The following is a 17,487-nucleotide window of genomic DNA, read 5'->3' as shown; positions in this document are numbered from 1 at the left end:
CGCGGTAACCCCAGCCGCGAGCCAATCCGCAGAATCCGCTACGGGAAGTCAGCGCTTGGTTGCGGTCACAAAGCTGTTCGCGAACGGCCGGTCCTCGTTTTGGGGCTCGCGGCCCAAGCGCGTGGCCTCTTCGCGGGCATTCACCGTCTGAACGGTCCAGCCGTGGGCGGCGAACCAGTCGCCGCAGTCGGGCCGACCCTCGTCCTCGAACCAGAGGTCGAACGGGTTGAACGAGGTGTCCTGGCCGCGCGCCTCGCGCTTGGCCTTAAGCTCGGCCCACCTCGCCTCGGCCTGCTGCCGCTTGTCCACGTCGACTCCGAAATTCTCGACGGCTACCTGGCTGCCCGGCCCACTCAGCGCGTCGATCGAGGCGAACATGGTCTCCTGAGCCGCCGCCGGCAGAAATGGCAACAGCCCTTCGGCTAGGAACGCGGTCGACTGGGCCGGGTCAAAGCCGTTGTCTCGCAAGGCTTGCGGCCAATCATGCCGCAAGTCGACCGGCACCGGGCGCCGGTCGGCGGTTGGCGCCGCACCATGGCCGGCCAGTGTCTGCGCCTTGTACGCAAGCACCTTGGGCAGGTCGATCTCGTAGACGGTGACGCCGGCCGGCCAGTCCAAGCGGTATGCGCGCGAATCCAGACCAGCCGCCAGGATGACGACCTGGCGGATGCCGGCGGCAGTGGCGTCGGCGAAGTACGCATCGAAGAAATGCGTGCGCACCGCCTGGTAGTTGATCATCTCCTGGGCGCGAACCGCCCCGTCCGGATCATCTTCTTCAGCCCCGGCCCACCAGGCGGTCACCTGCTCTCGAACCCCCTCGAGTTCGGGCGTCGAGACCAGCGGCTCGGCGAACTGGTCGCGGATCAGCGGATCAGCGCTGCCGGTCTCGGCGGCACGGGCTAGCGCGACCATCACCGCGGTCGCCCCGACGCTGGTGGCGATGTCCCAGGAGTCGTCCGCGGTGCGTGGCATCTACTGACGCTCCCCGATCACGAAGTCGGAGAAGGCGTCCTTGTCGTCATCCAGCTCAACACTGGCAACCCTGCGGCCCACACGATCCATTTCGTCGAGCGAGTTTTGCGCCGTGGCGCGCCAGCCGTGGTCGTTGAGCCAGTCGGCGAGGTCCGCCCGGTGGTCGTCGCGATACATCAGCTCGCCGACGTCCACACTTTGCTCAATGCCGATCTCGTCGGCCACCTTCTTGAACCGCTCCCGCATCTGCTCACGCCGCTCATCGGAGTGGGTGGGCGCGGTTTCGGCCGAGACGCGGCTGCCCGCCGGGCTCAGCTCGCCGATCTGGGTGAACAGCTTGTCCTGCGCCTCGGCGGGCAGGTACATCAGCAATCCCTCCGCCAGCCAGGCGGTGGGCGCAGCCGCGTCGAAGCCGGCGGCACGCAGCGCGGCCGGCCAGTCGTCACGCAGATCGATGGCCACCTCCCGACGATCGGCGGCAGGGGTGGCGCCGCTTTCGGCCAGCGTGGCGGATTTGTAGTCCAGCACCTGGGGCTGGTCGATCTCGTAGACCGTCGTGCCGGCCGGCCAGTCCAGCCGATAGGCCCGCGAGTCCAGTCCCGACGCGAGGATCACGACCTGGCGGATCCCGGCGGCGACGGCTTCGGCGAAATAATTGTCGAAGAAGTGAGTCCGCACCGCCTGGTAGCCGCGCATGTGGTGGATGCGAGCGGCGGATTCTTCGTCGATGGCTTCGATCTTGGCCACGACGTCCGGGTCGAGCATGGCTTCCCACAAGATCTCGGAGCCGGCGTTGTTGACCAGCAGTCTGGCGTAGGGGTCGTTGATCAGCGCGTCGGGCTGCTCGGTTTCGATGGCTCGGGCGGCGGCCACCATCACCGCGGTGCTGCCCACGCTCGTCTTGATGTCCCAGGTGTCGTCATGTGTGCGCAGTGAGCTCATCGCGTGCTCCGGTCTTTGTGGTGTTCGGTTGGGTCAGTGGGTTGGTCCGTCGAAACGCGCCCGCAGCAGCGCACTGCGCACGGCATCGTCGGCCAGGTCTTCGGGGACCGCGCGGCCCAGCCGGGCCATCTCTTCGCGGTTGTTCACGACTTTCACCTGCCAGCCGTGATTGGTCAGCCATTCGGCGGCGTCGGATCGGTCGGGCTCATGGAAGGTCAGCGCCGCGACGTTGACGTCCAGGCCGAGCCGATCGCGCATCCGCTGCCAGCGGTTGGTGTTGCTGCTCGAGTTGATGCCGAACGCCTCGATGGCGACCTGACTGCCCCGCGCGCTGAGCGCGGTGAACATCTCGAAAAGCCGGTCCTGGGCGTCGCTGGGCAGATACGGCAACAGGCCCTCGGCCAGCCACGCGGTCGGTTGGGTGCGGTCGAATCCGGCCGCCGTCAGCGCCGCCGGCCAGTCCTCGCGCAGGTCGATCGCGACCGTGCGCCGGCTGGCGGTGGGCACCGCGCCATGCGATTGAAGAATCGCTGTTTTGTACTCCAGCACCTTGGGCTGGTCGATCTCGTAGACCGCGGTCTCGACTGGCCAATTCAGCCGGTAGGCCCGGGAGTCCAGGCCGGCGGCCAAAATCACCACCTGCCGGATTCCGTCGCGGGCGGTTTCGGCGAAGTACTCGTCGAAGAAGTGCGTGCGTACGGCCTGATAGTCGATGCCGAGGCGATGCGCGCGCTGCCCCTGCGCATCGCCGTCCAGCCAGGCCAGCTCGGGGTCGGTCAACCGTGCCCACGCGTGCCCCGCGGGCGAAACCAGTTTCCGGGCGAATTCGTCACGAATCAGCGGGTCGGATCCTGCCGTCTCGGCGGCGCGCGCGGCCGCGACGCCTAACGCGGTGGCGCCGACGAGTTCGGTGATGGCCCACGAGTCCCCCGCGGTCCGTAGCGAGGGTGGTAGCGGGGGCTGCAACGAGGAGGAATCGTCAAGATCAGTCATTTCGAGGCTATGTTACCCGAAAAAGTTAGTTAGCCTATACGCTTTGTGCGCGATCTCACTGCCTACCAGAGCGGCCTTCCGCTCAACCCTTGAACAACGCCCCGTGCAGCAACTGGCCCAACATCCCGGTGACGGCCTCCATCTCCTGGTAGCTCTGGACATAACCGGCATAGAATCCGGCGCCGCAAAGCACCACGAGAAGTGTCTCGATCAACGCATTCGCATCGAAGTCGACAGCGAACTCACCCCGTTCGATTGCGTCGTTGATGACCCGGGTCAAAAAATCCCGGCAAATCCGAATCGCGTCGTTTTCAGATTGGCTCAATTCCGGGTGGCGTTGGGATTCCAGAATCGAGCCGATCAGAAAGGCCGAGGCCGACGGATGCTCGGAATTCACCGCCACCGCCGCTGAGATGAATCCGGTCAGCCGTGCCATCAGCGTCGTCTCGCGGTCCGCCTGGGCAATGCCGGCGCGGAAGAGGAGCTCACTGGTTTGGCTCAGCACTTCGCGGTACAACACCCGCTTGCTGGAAAAGTAGTGGTTGATGGCCGGCCGGGTGAGATCGGCACGCACCGCGATGGCCTGAAAAGTGGCGCCCTCGTAACCGCGTTCGCTGAACACGATTCGCCCGGCGCGCAAGATCCTCTTGCGCGTCTCGTCAGCCTTTGCGGCGGGTGGACGGCCCGGCCGGCGCCTCGCCGTCGTCGACACCGCTAAAGTGTGCCACCCGCGTGATGCGGCATTAAAGCATTTGGCGGAATGTTGCCAAATTTTCCCGCCTGGTAGTCTTCCAGCGCTTCGATCAATTCCGCGCGCGAGTTCATCACAAATGGCCCGTAGTGAAAAACCGGCTCGCGAATCGGCTGTCCGCCCAGCAGTAGCACTTCAATAGCCGAGGTCAATGACGAATCGCCGGGAGTGTCAGCCGCCACGGTGATCCGATCGCCGGCCCCGAGCACGGCCAACTGGCCCGCGTGAATCGGATAACCGACCGGACCGACCGATCCGCTCCCGGACAACACGTACACCAGAGCGTTGAAATCGCGCCGCCATGGAATGTTGATCCTGGCTCCCTGCTGAATCGTAGTATGCGCCAACGTGATTGGCGTGTGGGTGGCGCCGGGTCCGCGGTGACCATCGACCTCTCCGGCGATGATACGGACCAGCGCTCCGCCGTCGTCGGAGGCGAGCAGCTTGACGTCGTTGCCATCGATGGCCTGATATCTCGGCGCTGCGAACTTGTCCTTCTTCGGCAGGTTCACCCAGAGCTGGATGCCGTGGAAGACACCACCACTGTCGACCAATTCCGCGGGCGGGGTTTCGATGTGCAAGATGCCCGACCCGGCCGTCATCCACTGCGTCGCACCGTCGGTGATCAGGCCGCCACCTCCGTGGGAATCCTGGTGCGCGAATTTGCCGTCGATCATGTAAGTGACGGTTTCGAAGCCGCGGTGCGGATGCCAATCGGTACCCCGCGGTTCTCCCGGCTCGTAGTTCACCTCGCCCATCTGGTCCATGTGCACGAACGGGTCCAGGGCCGTGGCACGAACCCCGGCGAATGCCCGGACGACGGGGAATCCCTCGCCCTCGTGCCCGCGGGGGCCGGTAGTGACCGATCGGACCGGCCGTTCGGTCTCCTGCGGACTGGGCGTGCTGATCCGGGGCAATGTCAACGTGTCTGCGGTGATGGCAGGCATATCGACCTCCTTCATCTAGAGCTACCCGTATAACCGGACTGTAGTCCGTTTATTCCGCGCTGTCATAGGATGGCTCAGTGCCTGGGAGCGAGCCATCCGACGACGAGCCCCGGCCCGCGGTCGCCCCGGTCGCCGCCGCCGGCGGGCGATTCGGAGGATCGATCAGAAACTCGGGCTACCTGCGCAAGTGGTTCCTGCTGGGCAGCACGATCGGCGTCATCTCGGGCCTGGGCGCGGTCGTCTTCTACCTGGCCCTGAAATACACCGGCAACTTCCTGCTGGGCTATCTGGCGGACTACCGCATCCCCACCCCGGTGGGCGAGGGCGGCAGCCACGGATCGGGCGGCTTCACCCGTCCGTGGGCAATCCCGTTGGTGACGACGGCCGGGGCGCTGCTGTCGGCGTTCGTTGTGGCCAAGTTCGCGCCGGAAGCCACCGGGCACGGCACCGACGAGGCCATCGAGGCGGTGCATACCGATCCTCGCGCGATCCGGTTCCGGGCGGTGCTGGTGAAGATGGTCGCCAGCGCGTTGACCATCGGCTCGGGTGGTTCGGGCGGCCGCGAGGGCCCGACAGCACAGATCTCGGCCGGCTTCTGTTCGCTGCTGACCCGACGCCTCGGCCTGTCCGACGAGGACGGCCGGATCGCGGTGGCGCTGGGCATCGGCGCGGGGATCGGCGCGATCTTCGCCGCGCCGTTGGGCGGCGCGGTGCTGGCCGCGTCGATTACCTACCGCGACGACTTCGACTATCGCTGCCTGCTGCCCGGGTTCATCACCTCGGGAACCGCGTATGCGGTGCTCGGAGCATTCTTGGGCTTCGACCCGCTGTTCGGCTACATCGACGCCGAGTACCGCTTCGAAAAGACCTGGCCGCTGCTGTGGTTCGTGGTGATCGGTCTGGTCGCGGCGGCGGTCGGCTACCTGTACGCCGTGGTCTTTCACGCCTCGGTCCGGCTCACCCGCCGGCTTCCGGGCGGGCCGGTGCTCAAGCCGGCGATCGGCGGACTGCTGGTCGGACTGCTGGGTCTGCTGATCCCCGAGATCCTCAGCAGCGGCTACGGCTGGGCCCAGCTAGCGGCCGATCGCGGCTCGCTGATGGGTATCCCGTTGTGGATCGTCATCGTCGCGCCGCTGGCCAAGATTGTCGCGACGTCGCTGTCGATCGGCACCGGGGGCTCGGGCGGGCTGTTCGGTCCTGGAATCGTGATCGGCGCTTTTGTGGGCGCCACCGTCTGGCGACTGGGCGAGTTATCCGGATTGCCCGGCATTCCCGACGGGCCGGGGATCTTCGTCGTGGTCGGCATGATGACGTGTTTCGGTAGCGTCGCCCGCGCGCCGCTGGCCATCATGATCATGGTCGCGGAGATGACCGGCTCGTTCTCGGTGGTGCCGGGCGCGATCATCGCCGTCGGCATCGCATCGTTGCTGATATCGCGCACCAACGTCACCATTTACGAGGCTCAGCGGCTGAATCGGGAGACCGCCGAGGCCGAACGCCGGCGCGAAACCGCGCCCGAGTAGCAACCCTACGACTTACGGCGCGCAGTGCTGGCAGCGCCCTTTTCCGTCTTCTTGCCCTCGTGGCTCAGCTTGCCGCCGGCGCTCTCCAAGTGAGCGCGGACGAACCATTGGAACTTCTCCAGCGGACCGGCCTGACCGATCAACAGATCCTGCGTCACCTGGTCGAGTTCGTCTGTCTCGTCAATAGCTTGGCGAATGTCCTCGATGACGCCGTTGTAGACCAGGTCCAGCGCCGCCAAGTGCGCCTGGACGGTGTCCCGGCCGACCGAATAGTCGTCCCAGGCACGGTCGCGGATGATAGCGCCCGGCGTACCTTCGGGCGAAGCACCAAGGGCCACAATGCGTTCGGCGACATCATCGGCAAAGCCGCGTACCGCCTCCACCTGGGGGTCGATCATCTCGTGCACACCAATGAAGTTGGGGCCCACTACATTCCAGTGAATATGCTTCAGTGTCAGGTGCAGATCGTTGTAGGTGCTCAACTGCTTCTGCAATAGTTCCGCCAGCCGCGCACCCTGCTTGTCAGTCAATCCCGGAATGGTGAACTGAGTCATCGATTGCTCCCTGCGTTTCGTATCCGTCAATTCACGACGGGTACCCGAAGAGCCGGCTCGAAAACACCGACCGGTCAGAGAGCGTGGATTTGCTGGACCGGTAGTCGCGCGCCGCGGCGCGGCTCGTAGGCCAGCCCGCTGGCTTCGAGCATGCGAACCACCCGGTGGCGATGCGGTCGCATCGGTTCCAGCAGCTCGAGCATGCCGTCGTCATCGACCGGGTGGCCTGCCAGTGTCCAGCCGATCATCTTCGGGATGTGGTAGTCGCCCACCGAGACGGCATCGGCATCGCCGAACGCCCGTTGCGCGGTTTCGGCAGCTGTCCAATCCCCGACTCCCGGCAGTGAGGTGAGCGCTTCGCGCGCCTGCGCCGCCGGCCGGGTCACCAGTCGTTCCAGCGAGTCCGCCCGGCGCGCGCAGGTCACCACGGTCTGGGCCCGCCGCGGATCGACATTGGCGCGATGGAACTCCCACGAGGGGATGCCCCGCCAGACCTCGGCCGCAGGCAGCACCCGCATGCCGGCCGGCGCCGGGCCCGGCGCCGGTGTGCCGTACTTGGACACCAGCACCCGCCACGACCTGAAGGCATCGGCGCCGGGCACCCGCTGCTCGATGATCGCCGGGATCAGGGCTTCCAACACCTGCCCGGTGCGGCCCAGACGCAGGTGTGGAACACGGCCGTACGCCGCGGCAACCGTCGGATGCGTCGGCACGAAGTCCGAGGCGTCGTCGCAGGCGCCCAGCAGCGCGGGTAGCCGCTCAACGAATTCCGCGGCGCCGCTCCCCCACGCCTCGCAGTGCGCCGCATCGACGGCCACCCGGTGCAGGCGCGCGGTGACGGGTCCGCTGGGCAGCAGGCTGGTCCGCCAGATCGTCCCGTCACCCGGAATGCGAAAGCAAGGGTCTGCGGGTCCACGGCGAAGCGGCGCCAGCGTGTGCCCGAAGCTCACCGCCCCGGGGAACGTCACGATGCGCACGCTGTTCACCGGCGACTCCGGAATCCCATTCTGATTGACCGTCCACTACCACCCAAGACAATATTGCGATGTGATGACGCCGTTCGACGCTCCCAATGCCGAGCTGGCCTGGATGTTCCTCCAGAGCCTGAGCGCAGACGGCGATCTCGACGAGGGTTTCGCGCTGCTCAGCGAGAACTTCAGCTATTGGAGCCTGTACACCCGCAACTCTTACGACAAACAGTCCCTGCGGCGTGCGACCGACCGGCGCACGCAGTCCGTCGAGCTCACCATTGACTTGCTCCGCTGCATCAACGAAGGCGACACCGTGGTAGTCGAGGCACATGCCACCGGCATCAAGCCCAACGGCGAGCAATACGACACCCCGTTCGTGTGCATCTTCGAGACCAGCGACGGTCTGATCGTCTCGATGCGCGAATACGGGGACACCCGCGCCTACGCCAAATTTCTGGGCGAATAGCGCCGGTGCCCGGGCCTACTCGGCAATGACGCTGATGTCGGCCTTATTGGGATAGAACGCGACGTACCCGGCGATCTCGGCCACCGCGGGAAACGGCTGCTCGTAGGTCTAGATGACGTCTTCGACGGTGTCACCGGCCGACGTGGTCACGGCGTAGTAGCTCGCGTCGCCCTTGAACGGGCAGTAGCTGACGGTCTCGGTGCGGGTCAGCCGGTCTTGCGCCACGTCGCTGCGCGGAATGTATTGCACCGCAGGGATAGTGGCTTCCCGCAATTCGAGGGCCGCGGTAGTGTCGGCGACCACCTCGCCGTTGACGCGAACCTGGACCCGCCCCTGGGTCGGCGCGATAGTGATCGGGTGACCGGCGTTCGGTTCCAGGACTTCCTTGTGGGTCATGCTTGCTCCTCCTCAGACTTTGCAGTGCAACACCGGCAGGCGCTCAGGACTTCCCGGCTTGCGCCGGCCCGAACGCGTAGCGATGGTATTGCGACATCGTTCGCAATACCGGCACCGTCGCCATCGCTGCGCCTACCCAGCGTACGAACGGTGACACCATCTCGAATGTGTCGCTGTCGAAGACCGATTCCCACACCAGTACCCGCACCCCGGCAACGGCGTCGACGATGTCGCTCGGCCCATCGATACCCCAGCGCAGCTTCGAGCCGGACCGGCGGACCACGGCATTGATCAGCTGCGCCCGAATACCGAATGTGTTGAACGCGTCGAACTGAAGTTCGCCAGATCCGAATCGATCGACGACGCGTCGAAGTAGGGCCAGCCCGTCGTCTTTCGTCAGGTACATCGTCAGGCCCTCACCGAGGAACAGCACGGGACGGTCGGAGGGTATCTCTGCCACCCAGGACGGGTCGGTCACCGAGGCCGGCAGCATCCGGTAGTTGGTGCGCCCCGGGTAGATCCGTTCACGCAAGCTGATCACTTCGGGGTAGTCGACGTCGATCCACCGCACTCCCGGACCGGGATCCAGCCGGTACACCCGGGAGTCCAGCCCGCACCCCACATGCAGCACGACGGCTTCGTCGTGCACGGCCAGAAACTGGCGAGCCCAATTGTCGAAATGCGCGCTGCGAATGGCGACCGACGGGGCAGTGCGCGCATCGATAGTCGTTGCGGCCCAGTCGTAGTCGATGCGCGCCACGGCGGCTTTGGCGTACTGATCGCACAGGATCGAATTGGGGGCGTCGGCGTCGAGCGCTTTGGCGTACAGCGTCGCCAGCATCGTCTGCGGCGGCCCGCTCAGATCGACGCGTATCCGGTCCATGGACCGAGCCTATTCGGGTTGCGCGGCCGTTCGCGGGGTGCGCATCGCGGCCCAGAACCGGGCGGCCTCGCGGATCGATTCCTCGATCGGGCGCGGCTGCCAGCCCAGCTCCCGCTTTGCCTTGCCGCTGTCCACGGGCGCTTCGGCGCGCATCATCCGCACCGAAGCGAGGCTGAGTTGAGCGTCAGTGCCGGTGAGCTTGGCTTTGCACGTGCCCGCCGCGGCCAGGGCGTAGAGCATCGGAACCGAGATCGCGCGTTGCGGGGGCGCGACACCGGCCTCGTCGGCCGCGATCCGGATCGAATCGTTGAGCGCCATCATCTTCTCGGAGACGAGGTAGCGCTCGCCGACGCGGCCGTGCTCGGCGGCCAGGATCATGGCCCGCGCGGCATCGTCGACGCCGACGACTTCGAGCTGAATGCCGTTCATCAGGAAGGGCAGCTTGCCGAATACCGCGCCCGCGATGAAGGCACCGTGCGGAGTGCCGCCCCAGTCCCCGTCGCCGTACGTCGTGGACACGCACATCGCGACGGCAGGCAACCCGGCGTCGGCGACGTAACGCATCACCAGGTCTTCGGCCTGGACCCGAGATTGCACGTAGGGAGTCAGCCCGCGGGAAGCGATCACGTCGTCTTCGGTCGCCACGTGACCGTGCCGGCGGCCCACGGTCGCGTAGGTGCTGGTGAAAACGAACCTGCGCAGGGGCTGGGTGACTGCGACATCGAGAACGTTGCGCACCCCCTCGACGTTGGTGCGAAACAGCGGCGCCGTGTCACGCAGCCACGCGCGGGTATCGACGACGCAGTAGTACACGTCGTCGACGCCGTCCATCGCTTCGCGCACCGTGGCGGTGTCGAACACGTCGCCGTGAAAGCGGGTGACGTCGAGATCGTCGATGGACCGGGTATTCGCACCTTCGCGCACCATCACCCGTACCTGCGCCCCGTCCGCGACCAACTGACGGGTGACGTGTGAGCCCAGAAAACCGTTGGCGCCGATCACAAGTTTGGGTTTGGCGCTCACTGGGCGGCCCCTCCGTACTGCTCGATGAACTGCGCGCCCGCCTCGTCGAGAGTGCCGAGTTCCTGCGCCTTGCGGCACCACTTCAACGTGGCCTGCACGAAGCGCAGCGGGTTGTAGATGTCTTCCTGCTGACGCCACAGCCCGTCGCCGGCATAGGTGATGATCGAGATGTTCGTCGCGCCGATGACGGTGCCGTCACCGGGATCGCGCATCGGGTTGTCCAGTTCCATGATGATGCGCCCGGTGGGCTCGTCGATGACCGACCACAGCGACGGAAACGCGACCATGTGGCTGCCCGGAAAGCTGCCCATCGTCGCACTGATCCACTCGCGGACCTCGTCGCGCCCGTGCCAAGTGCCCGCCGCGTGTTCGATGTACAAGACGTCGGGCGTGTAGTGCTGGACCCAGGCGTCCCAGTCCTGCGATTGCGCCGCCGCATCGACGGTCGCCTCGAATTTCGCAAAGGCATCGGCGAGTTCACTACGGGAGAATTGCGGGCTGTTCACGCAAAAACTAGAACACGTTCTACCGCGGTTTGTCGAGGGCTTCGCCTCGCCGCTATACCCGGTGGCGAACATCAGCATAATCGGAGGGAGGTTGCGACCATTCGGTCCGAGCGAAACGAGGCGATGACATGACGAACACGCAAAAGGCGATCCTCGCCGGCGGCTGCTTCTGGGGCATGCAGGACCTGATCCGCAAACAGCCCGGGGTGGTCTCGACCCGCGTCGGCTACACCGGCGGCGACGTGCCCAACGCGACCTACCGCAACCACGGCACGCACGCCGAGGCCATCGAGATCGAATTCGACCCGACGGCCACCGACTACCGCACACTGCTGGAGTTCTTCTTCCAAATCCACGATCCGACCACCAAGGACCGGCAGGGCAACGACCGCGGCGCCAGCTACCGGTCGGCGATCTTCTACACCGACGACGAGCAGAAGCAGGTCGCGCTGGACACCATCGCCGACGTCGAGGCCTCGGGGCTATGGCCCGGGAAGGTCGTGACCGAGGTCAGTCCGGCCGGGGACTTCTGGGAAGCCGAGCCCGAACACCAGGACTACCTGGAGCGCTACCCCAGCGGATACACCTGCCACTACATCCGCCCCGGCTGGAAGCTGCCCGTCCGAGAAGGCAAGGGCGCGTCGGCTTAGCGCCGCCGCACCACAACCCGGCCGCCGTCCTTCGGTGTGAACGCGACCCCACGGCAATGCCAGTGCTCGTCTGGTTCCTCCGTGGTTTCAATAGTGAAGTCGCGCAACACCGTTCGAAGCACCACGTCCATCTCCATGTTGGCGAATGCCGCCCCTACACACCGGCGAGTTCCTCCGCCAAACGGAATCCAGGACAGCGCTGACGGTTTCGCCCCGATGAATCGCTGCGGGTCGAAGCGCCCGGGATCGGGGAACACATCGGGATTGTCGTGGAGTTGTGCGATACCGACGATGATCGAATAACCGCGCGGAATCACCCACTCGCCTAGTTGATACGTCTCCGGGTAGACGTGTCGACCGGCGAAATCGATCACGGTTCGTGCCCGTTGGACTTCCAGGATCGTCGCCTGGCGCAGCTCGTTGCCGCCGCTATCGGCTTCGGCCACCAGCGCCGCCAGCAGCTCGGGGTGGCGGCTGATGCGCTCGAATGCCCAAGCCAGCGTCGAGGCGGTGGTTTCGTGCCCCGCAGCCAGCAGCGCGAGGAGCTCGTCGCCAATTTCCCTGTGCGACATGGTGGAACCATCTTCGTAGCTGCTGCGCAGCAGCAGCGCGAGGACGTCGGTCCGATCGGCGAAGTTGGGGTCCGCCTGCTCGGCTGCGATCAATTTCTCGATGACGGTGTCGTACTGCCGGCGCGACCTGTCCAGCCGGTGCCATGGGCTGAACCGCCCGTAGTCCCGCTTGGGCTTCGGCAGTGCCGCCAGGCGCGAGCCGAGGGTGACCCACGGTGGGATAAGCCGGCGCAGCTCGTCGAGTTCGGCGCCATCGGCCCCGAAGACCGCCCGCAGGATTGCGTTGAGGGTGATCCGCATCATCGGCGACAGCGTGGCGAACGACCTGTCCTGCGGCCAGTCGGCGGTCTCGCGCAGCGTTTCTTCTTCGATGATGCTCTCGTAGTTCCTGATGCTCTTGCCGTGGAATGGCGGCGCCAACAGCCTTCGCCGGCGGCGATGATCGTCGCCCTCGAGCGCGAATACCGAACCGTAGCCGAACAATCTGCTCAGATTGGGCTGGATGTTGCCGAGCTCGTCGGGACTGGTGGTGAAGATCTGCTTGGCCAGCTGCGGGTCACTGACCGCTATGACGCGCCCGAACATCGGGAGGCGCAGCGTGAAGACGTTGCCGTAGCGGCGCGAGAGTCGTCGCATCATCAGTCGCCGTGACATCGAAAAACCAAAGCCCTGCAATATCTTTGGCACCGGAGCCGCCGGGGGCAATCTGACCGGGGAGGCCGCTCGTGCGGTGGTGACTACTTCGCTCATAGCGTCATTGCTCCCAATATCTGCCCCGGATCGGGGTTGGTACCGCGGTGTACCACAGATCCTTCTTGGTACGGTACTCTGTGGTACCAAAGCTGACAAGGGTGCATCCACCGAAAGGGCCACCGACCATGCCATCCGCGACGACGGCGATCGCAGCGGTGGACGACGCGCCGCTCGGCGATCCGTTTCGGCTCCGGCTGCTCGACGGCCTGGCCACCTCGATCGGCGAACGTGGCTACCGCGCCAGCACCGTTGCCGACGTGGTACGCCACGCCCGCACGTCCAAGCGCACGTTCTACGACCAATTCGCCAGCAAGGAAGGGTGCTTCCTCGAGCTGCTGGCCGCCGATATCGAAAAGCTCGGCGAGAGCATCGCGGCCGCCGTCGATCCCGATGCCGACTGGCATCAGCAGATCCGTCAGGCCGTCGAGGCCTACGTCGCCTATATCGAAGCCCGGCCGGCCATCACCTTGAGCTGGATTCGAGAGCTCCCCTCGCTGGGCCCCGTCGGCCGCCCCGTCCAGCGCCGCGGCCTACAGCTGCTGTCCGACCTACTGATCGACCTCAGCGCCAGCGCCGGGTTCCGGCGCGCTGAGCTACCTCCGTTGACCGCGCCGTTGGCCGTGATCCTGCTCGGCGGCCTGCGCGAACTAACCGCGCTCGCCGTCGAAGACGCTCACCCGGTCCGCGAGATCGTCGAACCGGCCGTGGATGCTTGCATTGCGCTGCTCGGTCCTCGGCAATAGACCCGATCGCCGGGTTAGGCTCATCGCACCCCTAGACACCTAAGGACTGCAATGCGGCTATCCACAAGAAATCAGCTCAAAGGGACCATCACCGCGGTCGATCTCGGGACCGTGATGGCAGTCGTCAAGATCAAGCTCGACGGCGGCGATCAGGTCATCACATCGTCGGTCACCAAGGACGCGGCGACCGAGCTCGGCCTCAAGGTCGGTCAGCCCGCGACGGTGTTCATCAAGTCCACCGAAGTCACCATCGGCGTCGAGTAACTCAGAGCTCCAGAAACGCGCGCAACCGGTCCAGCACCAAGTCTGGTCGCTGCGCCACGATCCAGTGGCCGACGCCATCGACTAGCTCAACGTCGAAATCGCTGATGCGATCGGCGTATCCGTCCAATAGCCGCGGAACAACCACCGGGTCCTCGGTACCGCTGAGCCAGCGCACCGGTACCTCAACGCGATGGTCGTTGTACTCGCCGCGAATCCAGCGGCGCATCTCCGTGGTCTGGAAGCTGCGATACCACCGCGAACCGGCCTCCGCGTGTCCGGGCTGGCGCATGCACTCGTTGTACAGCCGGACGCTGTCGTCGGGCAAGGTGAACCCGCCGCCGACCCAGGAACCCAGCATTCGGAGAAATCGCGAGTTGGGATCGCTGATCACCCGGGGCCCGATGACGGGCAACAACATCGGAACCTGATACCAGAATCGCCAGAGGTCACGGACCGCCGCCAGATCGAACTTCACGAAGGGCGCCACGGTGTTCAGTCCGAAAAAGCCGGTCACCTTCTCCGGATGGCGCAGCATCATTATGAAGGCGGCGGGTCCACCCCAGTCGTGGGCGACGAGCTTCACCTTCTCGATGCCCAAGTTGTCCAGCGCGCCCGCGAGATCTTCGGCCAATTCGGCCTTCAGATACCGCGATCGGGGCGCCGAACTCCAGCCGGCACCACGCAGATCCGGACACAACACCCGGTAGCCGTCGGCGGCCAGTGGGCCAATCAGTTCGTGCCACTCCCACCAGTTCTCTGGGAAGCCATGCACCAGCATCACGACCGGCCCGTCGGCCGGACCGGCGTCGGCGACGTGGATTGTCACGCCGTCGCCGAGACCTACGTACCGATGTTCAACGCCATCTAACGCCGGCATGGTGACCATGCTTGAAAGCTATCGCAGAAAAGGCTATCTCGCTGAACAGCTCGACGTCGGCAAAGAGCTATCCGGCTCGCACGGCGGTGACGAGGCTAAGGGCACTGAACATAAACCAGGCATGCCGGCCTATCTCCGGTGTTGCCCGGTCGCTGGCGTTCAAGAGGTCCAGCAGCTCGATGCGTTCGACCTGCCAGCCGTGACACCGAAACCACGTGGCGGCCTCGTCGCGTCGCTGGTTGCAGATCAGCGACAGGAATCTCAGCTCGCCAGCGTCGCCGCGTTCGGCAGCGTCGTCGGACAACCTGTCCAGCACCACATCTGGCTGAACCGCCATCTGCTCGAGGGCGATCATGCTACCGGGTGACGACAGTGTCGCGATCGCGTCGAAGAGTTGTCCTTGGGCATCGCCGCCGAGATACATCGACAGTCCTTCGACTAACCAAGCAGTCGGCTGTGTGGGATCAAAATCGTTGTCCTGTAAGGATTTACCCCAGTTATCCCGCAGATCGACAGCGACCTCGCGTCGGGTGGTGCGCGCAACGGCGCCGGTCGTCGTCAGCACTCGTCGTTTGAATGCGTGAACCAGCGGCTGGTCCAGCTCGAACAACACAGTGTCAGGGTTCCATTGCAATCGGTACGCGCGAGAATCCAAACCGGCGGCTAAAATCACGACCTGGCGTATCCCCGCCGCGATTGCAGAAGCACAGAACGTGTCGAAATACTTTGTCCGCGCGCCCTGGTAGTTCACGAAGTGCTGACCGAAGTCATCGGTGCAGAGCTTGTGGTGGGGGGCGGCTCCGTCGAGCAACTCCAACCAATCGCCTCCAGCGGCGCGGCAAAAGAGTTCGGCGTACTGGTCAACGGCGAGCGGTGCGAGTTTGCGAGCCTCCAGGGCGCGTGCTGCAGCAACGAATAGCGCCGTCGAACCGACACCAGTTGTGATGTCCCACGTGTCTCTATCCGTGCGCATGCTTGCGCACAGTACCAGGACTTCTCATGCTGAAACTGCTTAGAATCAGCGATCTCTGGTCAAGAGCGACGGATGGCCGGGAACTTTTTTGCCTCTCGCACCGACTACTCACTGGAACGTCAGTTGCCTCGTCGCGCTGACATTATGTGATTTTACGATTTATATACAGTTAGCTCAGTCGATGCTGTATGGCATCGCGCGAGGAGGTAGTGTGACTGCGCCCATATGGATGGCCTTCCCTCCGGAGGTGCATTCGAGCCTGCTGGACAGCGGCCCAGGTCCAGGATCGTTGCTTGCTGCGGCGGCGCAGTGGCAGTACCTGAGCGATCAGTACGCCCAGGCCGCCGCCGAGTTGAGTTGCCTGCTCGCCGCGACATGCACGAGTTCATGGCAGGGGCCAAGCAGTGACTGCTACATCTCGGCACACGGCCCCTACCTGGCCTGGCTGGAGAAGGCGGCCGCCGATAGCGCCATGAGGGCCGTTGCACACGACACGGCCGCGGCCGCCTACATCGCCGCGGTCTCCGAAATGCCAACCCTCCCGGAGTTAGCCGCCAACCACGCCCTACATGCCGTCCTGGTTGGCACCAATTTCTTTGGCATCAACACTATTCCGATTGCTCTCAATGAAGCAGATTATGCCCGAATGTGGATCCAGGCTGCTCAAACGATGTCGCTTTACCAAGTGACATCTGCGATAGCGTTGGCGTCGGCACCAGTCACTACACCCGCCCCCCGCATCCTCGCCGTGGACGAGCCGGGTTCGTCCGGCATGCACGATGGCATGGGACCTCCCCCGCCGCCGGACGGCTTCTGGAACCAGATCAAGTGGCTCATCCAAACCCTGCTACAGCAATACGAGTTTTTCATCAAATGGCTGCTGGATCCGTCAAGTTTTACTCCACAGCAGATCCTGAACGGTCTTCTCGGCACTTTGAAGACACTGCTCTTCCAACTGATCCCGGACTTGTTTCTACATCCCAGCATCGGGAGCTTCTTCCTCGTCCTTATCTATGCCTCGATGGCTCTCGTACATGCGAGTCAGCTACTGATATTGGCCGCGCCCTATTTGCTCCCCCTGATTGCCCCCGGCGCGCTTCTCGCAGCCGCGGGCGTGGGCGGCCTGGCAGCCCTCGGCGCTATCCCACCGGGCATCCAGGCTGCTCCGCCCGCCGCTCCACTGCAGCCCGTCCCCAGCCCGTCCGCGATCCAGCGGCTCACGCCGATGATCGCCCCGTCCGTTTTCACGGGACCCACCAGCACGCCACCATCCGCTCCGGCGGCGCCCGCGCACGCCGCCACATCGGCACCGGCCACGGCGCCACCGGCACCCAACGCGCCGTCGCTCTATGCCGCGGCCGGTACTCCCGATCCCGGCGGTCGGCTAGGCCCACCGGCGACTACCGCGATCAGAGCCGCTGCACCCAGCAGCGCGCCGCAGTCGGCAACCAGCGTTACTGCTGGACCAGCCGGGGTAAGCCGGCGAACAAAGACCAAGATCAACGACCGCGCTCACCGACATGAGTACCTGGAATATGAACCACACCAGGACCTGTCGGCCGTTCCCGAATCATGGTCGTCCGCAGAGGGATCCGGCCCGATGGGTTGCTCCGGTGCCGCCCACACCGGACGCGAACCCAGGGGGTTGATCTACGACCCCGCGGTCGAAGACATAGACCGGACTGCGCCGCTAGTGCCCAGCGCCTGGGGCGTCGACCATGCATAGCG

General features: G+C 65.1%; 19 protein-coding genes and 1 pseudogene. 6 read left to right on the top strand and 14 right to left on the bottom strand.

Annotation, left to right across the window (positions count from 1 at the left end; genetic code table 11):
- Positions 1-48: 48 nt before the first annotated feature.
- The 5 genes from DB708_RS11360 to DB708_RS11340 all read right to left on the bottom strand — a co-directional run bounded on the left by DB708_RS11360 (position 49) and on the right by DB708_RS11340 (position 4,605).
- Positions 49-972 carry a class I SAM-dependent methyltransferase gene (locus DB708_RS11360; RefSeq protein ID WP_108922019.1) on the bottom strand — a complete coding sequence of 308 codons (924 nt, stop codon included), beginning with the start codon at positions 970-972 and terminating at the stop codon, positions 49-51.
- Positions 973-1,914, bottom strand: a complete 942-nt coding sequence (locus DB708_RS11355) for a class I SAM-dependent methyltransferase (RefSeq protein WP_108922018.1) — start codon at positions 1,912-1,914, stop codon at positions 973-975.
- A gap of 33 nt (positions 1,915-1,947) precedes the next feature.
- Positions 1,948-2,907: a class I SAM-dependent methyltransferase gene (locus tag DB708_RS11350; RefSeq protein ID WP_108922017.1), complete on the bottom strand. Its 960-nt coding sequence runs from the start codon at positions 2,905-2,907 to the stop codon at positions 1,948-1,950.
- Between the two features lie 82 nt (positions 2,908-2,989).
- A complete protein-coding gene (locus DB708_RS11345; RefSeq protein WP_108922016.1) occupies positions 2,990-3,619 on the bottom strand; it encodes a TetR/AcrR family transcriptional regulator in 630 nt (209 codons plus the stop codon).
- A 2-nt stretch (positions 3,620-3,621) separates the two neighbouring features.
- Positions 3,622-4,605: a pirin family protein gene (locus DB708_RS11340; protein WP_108922015.1), complete on the bottom strand. Its 984-nt coding sequence runs from the start codon at positions 4,603-4,605 to the stop codon at positions 3,622-3,624.
- 77 nt (positions 4,606-4,682) lie between these two features.
- Between DB708_RS11340 and DB708_RS11335 the strand changes: the two genes are divergently transcribed.
- Positions 4,683-6,128 (top strand): chloride channel protein, encoded by a 1,446-nt coding sequence (locus DB708_RS11335; RefSeq protein ID WP_108922014.1) that lies wholly within the window; start codon positions 4,683-4,685, stop codon positions 6,126-6,128.
- A gap of 5 nt (positions 6,129-6,133) precedes the next feature.
- Here the strand turns inward: DB708_RS11335 and DB708_RS11330 are convergent, their stop codons facing one another.
- A complete protein-coding gene (locus DB708_RS11330) occupies positions 6,134-6,682 on the bottom strand; it encodes a Dps family protein (protein ID WP_108922013.1) in 549 nt (182 codons plus the stop codon).
- Between the two features lie 74 nt (positions 6,683-6,756).
- On the bottom strand, positions 6,757-7,683 hold the full coding sequence (locus DB708_RS11325) for a DNA-3-methyladenine glycosylase family protein (RefSeq protein WP_409347593.1): 927 nt from the start codon (positions 7,681-7,683) through the stop codon (positions 6,757-6,759).
- Between the two features lie 49 nt (positions 7,684-7,732).
- Between DB708_RS11325 and DB708_RS11320 the strand changes: the two genes are divergently transcribed.
- Positions 7,733-8,119 carry a nuclear transport factor 2 family protein gene (locus tag DB708_RS11320; RefSeq protein ID WP_201263495.1) on the top strand — a complete coding sequence of 129 codons (387 nt, stop codon included), beginning with the start codon at positions 7,733-7,735 and terminating at the stop codon, positions 8,117-8,119.
- Positions 8,120-8,134: 15 nt separating this feature from the next.
- Here DB708_RS11320 and DB708_RS11315 read toward each other — a convergent pair.
- The 4 genes and pseudogenes from DB708_RS11315 to DB708_RS11300 all read right to left on the bottom strand — a co-directional run bounded on the left by DB708_RS11315 (position 8,135) and on the right by DB708_RS11300 (position 10,927).
- Positions 8,135-8,515: pseudogene (locus DB708_RS11315) on the bottom strand (DUF427 domain-containing protein).
- A gap of 43 nt (positions 8,516-8,558) precedes the next feature.
- Positions 8,559-9,398: a class I SAM-dependent methyltransferase gene (locus DB708_RS11310; protein ID WP_201263494.1), complete on the bottom strand. Its 840-nt coding sequence runs from the start codon at positions 9,396-9,398 to the stop codon at positions 8,559-8,561.
- A gap of 9 nt (positions 9,399-9,407) precedes the next feature.
- On the bottom strand, positions 9,408-10,421 hold the full coding sequence (locus DB708_RS11305) for an NAD-dependent epimerase/dehydratase family protein (RefSeq protein ID WP_108922010.1): 1,014 nt from the start codon (positions 10,419-10,421) through the stop codon (positions 9,408-9,410).
- Positions 10,418-10,927: a nuclear transport factor 2 family protein gene (locus DB708_RS11300; RefSeq protein WP_108922009.1), complete on the bottom strand. Its 510-nt coding sequence runs from the start codon at positions 10,925-10,927 to the stop codon at positions 10,418-10,420. The genes DB708_RS11305 and DB708_RS11300 overlap by 4 nt, the downstream gene beginning before the upstream one ends.
- Before the next feature lie 128 nt (positions 10,928-11,055).
- Between DB708_RS11300 and msrA the strand changes: the two genes are divergently transcribed.
- Positions 11,056-11,577: a peptide-methionine (S)-S-oxide reductase MsrA gene (msrA, locus tag DB708_RS11295; RefSeq protein WP_108922008.1), complete on the top strand. Its 522-nt coding sequence runs from the start codon at positions 11,056-11,058 to the stop codon at positions 11,575-11,577.
- On the opposite strand, the gene DB708_RS11290 is transcribed toward msrA, so the two are convergent.
- A complete protein-coding gene (locus DB708_RS11290) occupies positions 11,574-12,899 on the bottom strand; it encodes a cytochrome P450 (protein ID WP_108922007.1) in 1,326 nt (441 codons plus the stop codon). The genes msrA and DB708_RS11290 overlap by 4 nt on opposite strands.
- Before the next feature lie 128 nt (positions 12,900-13,027).
- Between DB708_RS11290 and DB708_RS11285 the strand changes: the two genes are divergently transcribed.
- Together DB708_RS11285 and DB708_RS11280 are read left to right on the top strand one after the other, a co-directional pair.
- On the top strand, positions 13,028-13,645 hold the full coding sequence (locus DB708_RS11285; RefSeq protein WP_108922006.1) for a TetR/AcrR family transcriptional regulator: 618 nt from the start codon (positions 13,028-13,030) through the stop codon (positions 13,643-13,645).
- Positions 13,646-13,696: 51 nt separating this feature from the next.
- Positions 13,697-13,909 carry a TOBE domain-containing protein gene (locus DB708_RS11280; protein ID WP_108922005.1) on the top strand — a complete coding sequence of 71 codons (213 nt, stop codon included), beginning with the start codon at positions 13,697-13,699 and terminating at the stop codon, positions 13,907-13,909.
- A 1-nt stretch (position 13,910) separates the two neighbouring features.
- Here DB708_RS11280 and DB708_RS11275 read toward each other — a convergent pair whose 3' ends face one another.
- Positions 13,911-14,795 carry an alpha/beta fold hydrolase gene (locus DB708_RS11275; protein WP_108922004.1) on the bottom strand — a complete coding sequence of 295 codons (885 nt, stop codon included), beginning with the start codon at positions 14,793-14,795 and terminating at the stop codon, positions 13,911-13,913.
- Between the two features lie 58 nt (positions 14,796-14,853).
- Complete coding sequence (locus DB708_RS11270) at positions 14,854-15,759, bottom strand: SAM-dependent methyltransferase (RefSeq protein WP_108922003.1); 906 nt, start codon at positions 15,757-15,759, stop codon at positions 14,854-14,856.
- Between the two features lie 211 nt (positions 15,760-15,970).
- Between DB708_RS11270 and DB708_RS11265 the strand changes: the two genes are divergently transcribed.
- Complete coding sequence (locus tag DB708_RS11265; protein ID WP_165839803.1) at positions 15,971-17,485, top strand: PPE family protein; 1,515 nt, start codon at positions 15,971-15,973, stop codon at positions 17,483-17,485.
- Positions 17,486-17,487 lie beyond the last annotated feature (2 nt).

The organism is Mycobacterium montefiorense (assembly GCF_003112775.1).
GTDB lineage: Bacteria > Actinomycetota > Actinomycetes > Mycobacteriales > Mycobacteriaceae > Mycobacterium > Mycobacterium montefiorense.
Note: the sequence above shows the minus strand (reverse complement) of the source record. Positions and strands in the feature narration are given on the sequence as shown.

Excerpts from the sequence above, each read along its gene's own strand:
- DB708_RS11360 (WP_108922019.1), bottom strand. The coding sequence starts at position 972 with ATGCCACGCACCGCGGACGACTCCTGGGACATCGCCACCAGCGTCGGG.
- DB708_RS11290 (WP_108922007.1), bottom strand. The coding sequence starts at position 12,899 with ATGAGCGAAGTAGTCACCACCGCACGAGCGGCCTCCCCGGTCAGATTG.
- msrA (WP_108922008.1), top strand. The coding sequence starts at position 11,056 with ATGACGAACACGCAAAAGGCGATCCTCGCCGGCGGCTGCTTCTGGGGC.
- DB708_RS11320 (WP_201263495.1), top strand. The coding sequence starts at position 7,733 with ATGACGCCGTTCGACGCTCCCAATGCCGAGCTGGCCTGGATGTTCCTC.
- DB708_RS11355 (WP_108922018.1), bottom strand. The coding sequence starts at position 1,914 with ATGAGCTCACTGCGCACACATGACGACACCTGGGACATCAAGACGAGC.
- DB708_RS11285 (WP_108922006.1), top strand. The coding sequence starts at position 13,028 with ATGCCATCCGCGACGACGGCGATCGCAGCGGTGGACGACGCGCCGCTC.
- DB708_RS11275 (WP_108922004.1), bottom strand. The coding sequence starts at position 14,795 with ATGGTCACCATGCCGGCGTTAGATGGCGTTGAACATCGGTACGTAGGT.
- DB708_RS11280 (WP_108922005.1), top strand. The coding sequence starts at position 13,697 with ATGCGGCTATCCACAAGAAATCAGCTCAAAGGGACCATCACCGCGGTC.
- DB708_RS11340 (WP_108922015.1), bottom strand. The coding sequence starts at position 4,605 with ATGCCTGCCATCACCGCAGACACGTTGACATTGCCCCGGATCAGCACG.
- DB708_RS11270 (WP_108922003.1), bottom strand. The coding sequence starts at position 15,759 with ATGCGCACGGATAGAGACACGTGGGACATCACAACTGGTGTCGGTTCG.
- DB708_RS11310 (WP_201263494.1), bottom strand. The coding sequence starts at position 9,398 with ATGGACCGGATACGCGTCGATCTGAGCGGGCCGCCGCAGACGATGCTG.
- DB708_RS11330 (WP_108922013.1), bottom strand. The coding sequence starts at position 6,682 with ATGACTCAGTTCACCATTCCGGGATTGACTGACAAGCAGGGTGCGCGG.
- DB708_RS11350 (WP_108922017.1), bottom strand. The coding sequence starts at position 2,907 with ATGACTGATCTTGACGATTCCTCCTCGTTGCAGCCCCCGCTACCACCC.